Below are 6322 nucleotides of genomic sequence, written 5' to 3'. Positions count from 1 at the left end.
GAACGAGAAGGTCACCGCCACGGCGCAGTTCCTCGCCGCGGGTCCCCCCGCCGCGAGGAACTGCGCCGTGGCGGTGACCTTCTCGTTCGGCGCCGGAGCGCGGTCCACGACGTGGACCACGTCCAGCGTCGTCAGCCCGACGAAGACGCCTCGCGGTTCAGACACGTCCCGCGCGCTCGTCGTCGGTGGGCCGCTCGGCACCGGTCATCAGGGCGACGACCTCCGACATGCTGCGCTGCTTCGGATCGACCACGCCCGCGCGCTGGCCGAGCCGGTGGACGTGGATTCGATCCGCGATCTCGAACACGTGGGGCATGTCGTGGCTGATGAGGATCACGGGGATGCCGCGGTCCTTGATGGAGCGGATGAGGTCGATGACCTGTCCGGACTCCTTCACGCCCAGAGCGGCCGTCGGCTCGTCCATGATGATGACGCCGCGCCCGAAGGCGGCGGCACGGACGACCGCGACACCCTGCCGCTGACCGCCGGACAGCGTCTCGACAGCCTGGTTCACCGATTTGATGCCGATCTTCAGGTCGGCCAGGTGCGCCGATGACTCCTTGCGCATCCGCGGCATGTCGAGCTGACGGAACAGCGAGCCCCGGATGCCCTTGCGTCGCACCTCGCGGCCGAGGAACACATTGGAGGCGATGTCGAGCGCCGGGATGACCGCGAGGTCCTGGTAGACCGTCTCGATACCCTTGGCCCGGGCGTCGCGGGTGTTGTGGAACACCACGCGCTCGCCGTTCATGCGGATCTCTCCCGCGTCGGGGACGATGGCGCCCGCGAGAGCTTTGATGAGGCTCGACTTGCCGGCGCCGTTGTCGCCGACGACCGCGAGGATCTCGCCGTGGCGTAGCTCGAAGTCCGCTCCGTTGATGGCGGTGACGCTGCCGTACCGCTTGACGAGGCCGCGCGCCTCGAGCGCGTACGGCGAGGGGGTCTGGCCCTGTGCGGAACCGGTCATGAGGTCCTCCTACGAGCGAACTGGTCGACGGCGACGGCGATGATGACCAGGATTCCGGTGGCGATGTTCTGGTACAGGCTGTCGACGCCTGCCTGAGTCAGACCGTTGCGCAGCACACCGACGATCAGCGTTCCGATGAGCGTGCCGATGACGCTGCCCCGGCCGCCGAAGAGGCTCGTGCCGCCGATCACGACGGCGGTGATGGTCTCGAGATTGGCGTTCTGGTAGGCGTTCGGATCGGCGTTCGGGATGCGCCCGAGAGCCGCCCACGCCGCGATCATCGCGATGATGCCGGTCACGAGGTAGACCGAGAAGAGCGTGCGGTCGGACTTGATGCCCGAGAGCTTCGCCGCGGTCATGTTCCCGCCGACGGCGTAGACGTGTTTCCCCCACGCGGTCTGCGAGAGCGCGTACCAGACCACCGCGTAGACGAGCAGCATGGCGACGACGCCGTAGGTGGTGGAGAAGGTGCCGATGCGGAACGAGGTGCCGAGGAACGTCAGGGGCCCCTCCGGCACCTGGTAGGTCTGCGACCCGGCGAACAAACGGGTCGCCGCTTGGATGGCGGTGAACGTGCCGAGCGTCACGATGAACGGGGGCAGGCGCAGCACCGTGACCAACCCGCCGTTGACCGCGCCGAGCGCCATGCACACCAGGAGGGTGGCGCCGAGGGCGACGAACGGGCCGGTGGTGCCGAGGGCCTGTGCCGCGACGAGGGTGCCGAGCACTGCGACGGAGCCGATCGAGAGGTCGATGCCCGAGGTCAGGATGATGAGGGTCTGCCCGACGGCGAGGATGCCGACGACCACCGACTGCTGAAGGATCAGCGAGACGTTGTTCGGGTTCAGGAACGTCGGGGTGATGATGCTGAAGATGAGGATCGCCAGCAGGAGGGCGCCGATGGGGCCCAGCAGGGGCTCGCGGATGACGCGCTCGAGCATCGAGCGTGACTTCTGCCCCGGGGTGATGACCGCTGAGGTCGGGGTGGAATTCATGGTGTCCTTCACGTGTCGAACGTGGCTGTGTGGGGGAACGTGATCCGGGGGCGATCAGCGCAGGCGATCGCCCCCAGCACGTGTGCTCGTCAGCGGTGGCTGATCAGCCCCAGCAGTTCTCGGCTCCCCAGGCGGTGTCCTTCGACTCCACGCCGTCGACCGGCTTGTCGGTGACGAGCTGCGACCCGGTGTCGTTGAAGCCGGACGGCTTCGTGCCGTCCTTCGCGTACTGCACGACCGCCTGCACGCCCTGCTCGGCCATCTTGGCCGGGAACTGCAGAACCGTGGCGCCGATGATGCCCTTCTTGACGTTCTCGATACCGGTGCAGCTGCCGTCGATCGATCCGATCGTCACCTGGTCGGTGAGTCCGGCCGACTTGATGGCCTCGTAGCCGCCGGCCGCGGCGGGCTCGTTGATCGTGTAAAGGGCGTTGATGCCGGGCGCGCGCTGCAGAAGGTTCTCCATCGCGGTCTGCGCCTTGGTCTGGTCGCCGTTGGTGTCGGCCTGGCCGACGATCTCGCTCGACCCCTCGGTGATGCCCGCCCCCTCGAGGAAGCCGTCGTGGCGGAAGGTGTCGACGGTGCCGCCGGGCGTACCGTCGAGCATCGCGAGCTGCGGCGTCTTGTCGCCGAGCGCGGCGCGCACCCACTGGCCCTGCAGCACGCCGGCCTGCTTGTTGTCGGTCGCGAAGGTCGCGTCGACGGCATCCTCCGGGTCGGTCGCGGTGTCGAGCGCGATGACGATCACACCGGCGTCACGCGCCTGTTTGATCGCATTCAGGATGCCGGATGACGAGTTGGGCGTGATCAGGATGCCCTTGACTCCCTGACCGACGAGGTTCTCGATCGCGGCGACCTGACCTTCGTTGTCGCCGTCGAAGGCGCCAGCCAGCGCGATGAGCTCGGCGCCCTCGGACTCCGCGGCGGCCTTCGCCGACTCGCGGATCTTGACGAAGAACGGGTTGGAATCGGTTTTGGTGACGACGCCGATCTTGATGGCGTCGCCGCCACCGGAACCGCCGCTGCCGGAACCGCCGCTGCAGGCGGTGAAGATCATGGAACCGACGATGACGGCGGCTCCCAGCGCCACCACCCTGTTGGATCGCTTGAACATCTCGGGACTCCCTTGGCCTCTGTGAACCGGGCAACTTTGTCCGGCCCGGCTACCGTAAGGCCGCGCAAGGGCTTGCGCAAGCGCTTGCTAAGCTTTTTTTCGCGACTATCGTGGGGGTGCGGTTGGCGGATCCCGCCGAGCAGCAAACCCGGTGTCAGGCGCTCGGGGCGGGTTCGAAGACGATGGAGTTCCGATGGCAACCATGGACGATGTCGCCGCGCGTGCCGGCGTCTCGGGCACGACGGTTTCGCACGTCCTGAACGGCACGCGCTATGTGAGCGATGCCACGCGGGCGAAAGTCGAGGCGGCGATCGCCGAACTCGGATACCGCCACAACATGGCGGCGCGCGCTCTCGCCGCCGGCCGCACGCAGACGATCGGGCTGTCGATCTCCGCTCTGACCAATCCCTACTTCGGCTCCCTCGTGCACGCCATCGAGAAGCAGGTGACCGAGGCCGGCTACATGCTCATCTCAGGAGACTCGCACGACGACGCCACCATGGAGAAGAGGGTCGTCGAATCGTTCCTCGACCGCCGGGTCGACGGCATCATCATGGCCCCATCGGTGGGTGCGGAGTATCGGACGATTCCGCAGATCACCGCCTCCAAGACGCCGCTGATCCTCATCGACCGCAACGCGCCGGTCGACTGCGACCAGATCACGCCCGAGAACATCGACTCGGCGTACCTGCTCACCCACCACCTCCTGGAGAAGGGCCACCGTCAGGTCGCGGTCGTCACCGGTCTGGCGGGATTGGGGTCGACCTCGGAGCGATATCAGGGATACGTCCGCGCCCTGGCTGACTTCGAGATCGAAGTCGACGAGACCCTCGTCCTCAACGGAGCCTCCAAGGCGGAGGTCGCGCAGGATGCCGTCATCCGTCGATTCCAGGAACCGCACGGGCGGCCGACCGCCCTCGTCGTCATGAATAATGCGATGTCGATCGGAGCCATCCGCGGTCTGCGGTCGCTGCACCTCGCCATCCCCGATGACGTGGCGTTCTGCGGATACGACGACTTCGAGTGGGCGGACCTGTTCGAACCGCAGCTGACCACGGTCGCCCAGAACGTCGAGGAGATGGGCCAGCGCGCCGTCGACCTGCTCTTCCAGCGGATCTCTGGAAATGACGCCCCGCCGCGTCGCGTCCAGGTGCCTACGACTTTCCGTCACCGTCATTCCTGCGGATGCCGATAGCGCGCCGCTGCCCCCGTCCCGCGCCGACGCCGTCCGCATATCTCGCCCCTCACCATCGTTTCGAAGGAGATCCCGATGCCCATCGCCACCCCCGACGCCTACCGCGACATGCTCGACCGGGCGCGTGAGGGCGGGTTCGCCTACCCGTCGATCAACGTCACGAGCTCGCAGACCCTCAATGCCGCCCTGCAGGGGTTCGCCGAGGCGGAAAGCGACGGGATCATCCAGGTGTCGGTCGGCACCGCGCTTTATCTCTCGGGCAACCGCGTCCAGAACCGGGCGCGCGGATCGAAGGCCCTCGCCCTCTATGCGCATGAGGTGGCCGCCGACTACGGTGTCAACGTCGCCCTGCACACCGATCATTGCGCCTTCGAAAACCTCGACGACTGGGTGCAGCCGCTCCTGCGCGATTCCATCGAGCGGCGCGCCCGCGGGCTCGAACCGCTCTACCAGTCCCACATGTGGGACGGTTCAGCGCTGCCCCTCGCGCAGAACCTGGCCGTCGCGCGCGAACTCCTCGACGAGTCGGTGAAGGCGAACACGCTTCTCGAGATCGAGGTCGGCGTCGTAGGTGGTGAGGAGGACGGGGTCGAGCACGAGATCGACGACAAGCTCTACAGCACCATCGAGGATGCACGCGAGACGGTCGCCGCCTTGGGCGCTGGGGAGGCCGGCCGGTATCTGACCGCGCTGACCTTCGGCAACGTGCACGGCGTCTATAACCCGGCTTCGGTGCACTTGCGACCGGAGATCCTCGGTGAGATCCAGTCGGTGATCGGCGCCGAGGTCGGCCGGGACAAGCCGTTCGACCTCGTCTTCCACGGCGGGTCGGGTTCGTCCGCCGCCGACATCGCCGCTGCGGTCGCGCACGGCGTGGTCAAGATGAACATCGACACCGACACCCAGTACGCCTTCACCCGGTCCATCGCCGGCCACATGATCGGCAATTACGACAAGGTGCTCAAGATCGACGGCCGCTACGGCGACAAGAAGGCCTACGACCCGCGCAGTTGGGGTAAGCCCGCCGAGACGGCGATGGCCCGACGCGTCGTCGAAGCCGCCGAGAGCCTCGGGTCCGCCGGCCGCACCGCGCGCTGAGCGGAGGGGCCCGCGGAACCGAGCGGAGCGTTCTTGATTATGCGCCGCCGTGCCCCCACCCGGCGGGACCGTCCGGTTCTCAGGCCGGCGTCCGCACCGCCGCGAAGCGGTTGCGCCTGCGCAGCGCGAAGCCGAGCTTCTCGTACGCGGCGATCGCGTTGACGTTGCCGGCTGCGGCGTGCATCAGCGCGCGATCGCCGCGCTGCTGGATGTGGAACGCCACGTCGAGCACCAGGCGTGAAGCGAGGCCCTGGCGGCGGTGATCGGCATCCACCGCCACCGCGCTGATCTCGGTCCAGCCGGTCGGATGCAGGCGCTCACCGGCCATGGCGACGAGACGACCCCCGCGACGGATGCCGATGTACCGGCCGAGCTCGTACGTGCGGGGGCGGAAGGGGCCCGGCTGATTGCGCTCGACGATCGCCATCATCTCGGCGGCATCGTCGGCGCCGAGCTCGACCGCCTCGTCGAAGGGGCGGGTCTGCAAGGCATCGGTCTCGACGAGCTGCACGCCCTCGCCGCCCCCGAGGAACTCCCATCCGTCCGGGATCGCGCCCTCGTACCCCGACAGTCCGACCTCGGCGCCCGGCCCGACGAGCTCGCGCAGGGCGTTCCACACCTCCGGTTCGTCCCAGGAGCGCACCGCGACGAACGGCGCGACGTCGGCCGGATACCGGCGTACCAGGTCGCCGCCGATCGCGAACGAGGCGTGCGGACCGGCGAGCGAATGCCACGCGGCGTTGTCGAGGACGGTCGCGTCGGCGTGGGGGACGGGCAGGGTCGCGGGGGAGGTCACCGGGACACTCTGCGCCGGTCGCGGGCGCGGTGCAACTCGACGGTCACGAGGCGCAACGGCGGGCGGGCGGCATCCGTGTCACCCGTCGTTTCCCGCGCGCCGCGGCGACCCCGCCTGCACAGCGAGACTGCACGCGGCTGACGAATCGTGCGCAGGA

At 68.2% G+C, this 6322-nt stretch carries 6 protein-coding genes; 2 read left to right on the top strand and 4 right to left on the bottom strand.

Annotated features, from left to right (window positions below):
• Window positions 1-157 precede the first annotated feature (157 nt).
• From DC432_RS09605 to DC432_RS09595, 3 genes are all read right to left on the bottom strand, one after another.
• The gene (locus DC432_RS09605) at window positions 158-967 is read right to left on the bottom strand and encodes an ATP-binding cassette domain-containing protein (protein WP_116537706.1); all 810 of its coding nucleotides are present in this window, start codon (window positions 965-967) and stop codon (window positions 158-160) included.
• Window positions 964-1962 carry an ABC transporter permease gene (locus DC432_RS09600; protein ID WP_116537705.1) on the bottom strand — a complete coding sequence of 333 codons (999 nt, stop codon included), beginning with the start codon at window positions 1960-1962 and terminating at the stop codon, window positions 964-966. Before DC432_RS09600 ends, DC432_RS09605 begins: the two co-directional genes overlap by 4 nt.
• A gap of 103 nt (window positions 1963-2065) precedes the next feature.
• Complete coding sequence (locus DC432_RS09595) at window positions 2066-3076, bottom strand: substrate-binding domain-containing protein (protein WP_116537704.1); 1011 nt, start codon at window positions 3074-3076, stop codon at window positions 2066-2068.
• Between the two features lie 193 nt (window positions 3077-3269).
• On the opposite strand from DC432_RS09595, the gene DC432_RS09590 reads away from it, so the two are divergent.
• Window positions 3270-4271, top strand: a complete 1002-nt coding sequence (locus tag DC432_RS09590) for a LacI family DNA-binding transcriptional regulator (RefSeq protein WP_116537703.1) — start codon at window positions 3270-3272, stop codon at window positions 4269-4271.
• Between the two features lie 54 nt (window positions 4272-4325).
• Window positions 4326-5369 carry a class II fructose-bisphosphate aldolase gene (fbaA, locus tag DC432_RS09585; RefSeq protein WP_431739679.1) on the top strand — a complete coding sequence of 348 codons (1044 nt, stop codon included), beginning with the start codon at window positions 4326-4328 and terminating at the stop codon, window positions 5367-5369.
• A gap of 79 nt (window positions 5370-5448) precedes the next feature.
• Here the strand turns inward: fbaA and DC432_RS09580 are convergent, their stop codons facing one another.
• Window positions 5449-6165: a GNAT family N-acetyltransferase gene (locus DC432_RS09580; protein WP_116537701.1), complete on the bottom strand. Its 717-nt coding sequence runs from the start codon at window positions 6163-6165 to the stop codon at window positions 5449-5451.
• Window positions 6166-6322 lie beyond the last annotated feature (157 nt).

The sequence above is a fragment of the Microbacterium testaceum genome, from assembly GCF_003075375.1.
GTDB classification, from domain to species: Bacteria; Actinomycetota; Actinomycetes; order Actinomycetales; family Microbacteriaceae; genus Microbacterium; species Microbacterium testaceum_E.
Note: the sequence above shows the minus strand (reverse complement) of the source record. Positions and strands in the feature narration are given on the sequence as shown.

Bases quoted from the DNA above. Each gene is read 5' to 3' on its own strand.
- DC432_RS09600 (WP_116537705.1), bottom strand. From the start codon at position 1,962: ATGAATTCCACCCCGACCTCAGCGGTCATCACCCCGGGGCAGAAGTCA.
- DC432_RS09595 (WP_116537704.1), bottom strand. From the start codon at position 3,076: ATGTTCAAGCGATCCAACAGGGTGGTGGCGCTGGGAGCCGCCGTCATC.
- DC432_RS09605 (WP_116537706.1), bottom strand. From the start codon at position 967: ATGACCGGTTCCGCACAGGGCCAGACCCCCTCGCCGTACGCGCTCGAG.
- DC432_RS09590 (WP_116537703.1), top strand. From the start codon at position 3,270: ATGGCAACCATGGACGATGTCGCCGCGCGTGCCGGCGTCTCGGGCACG.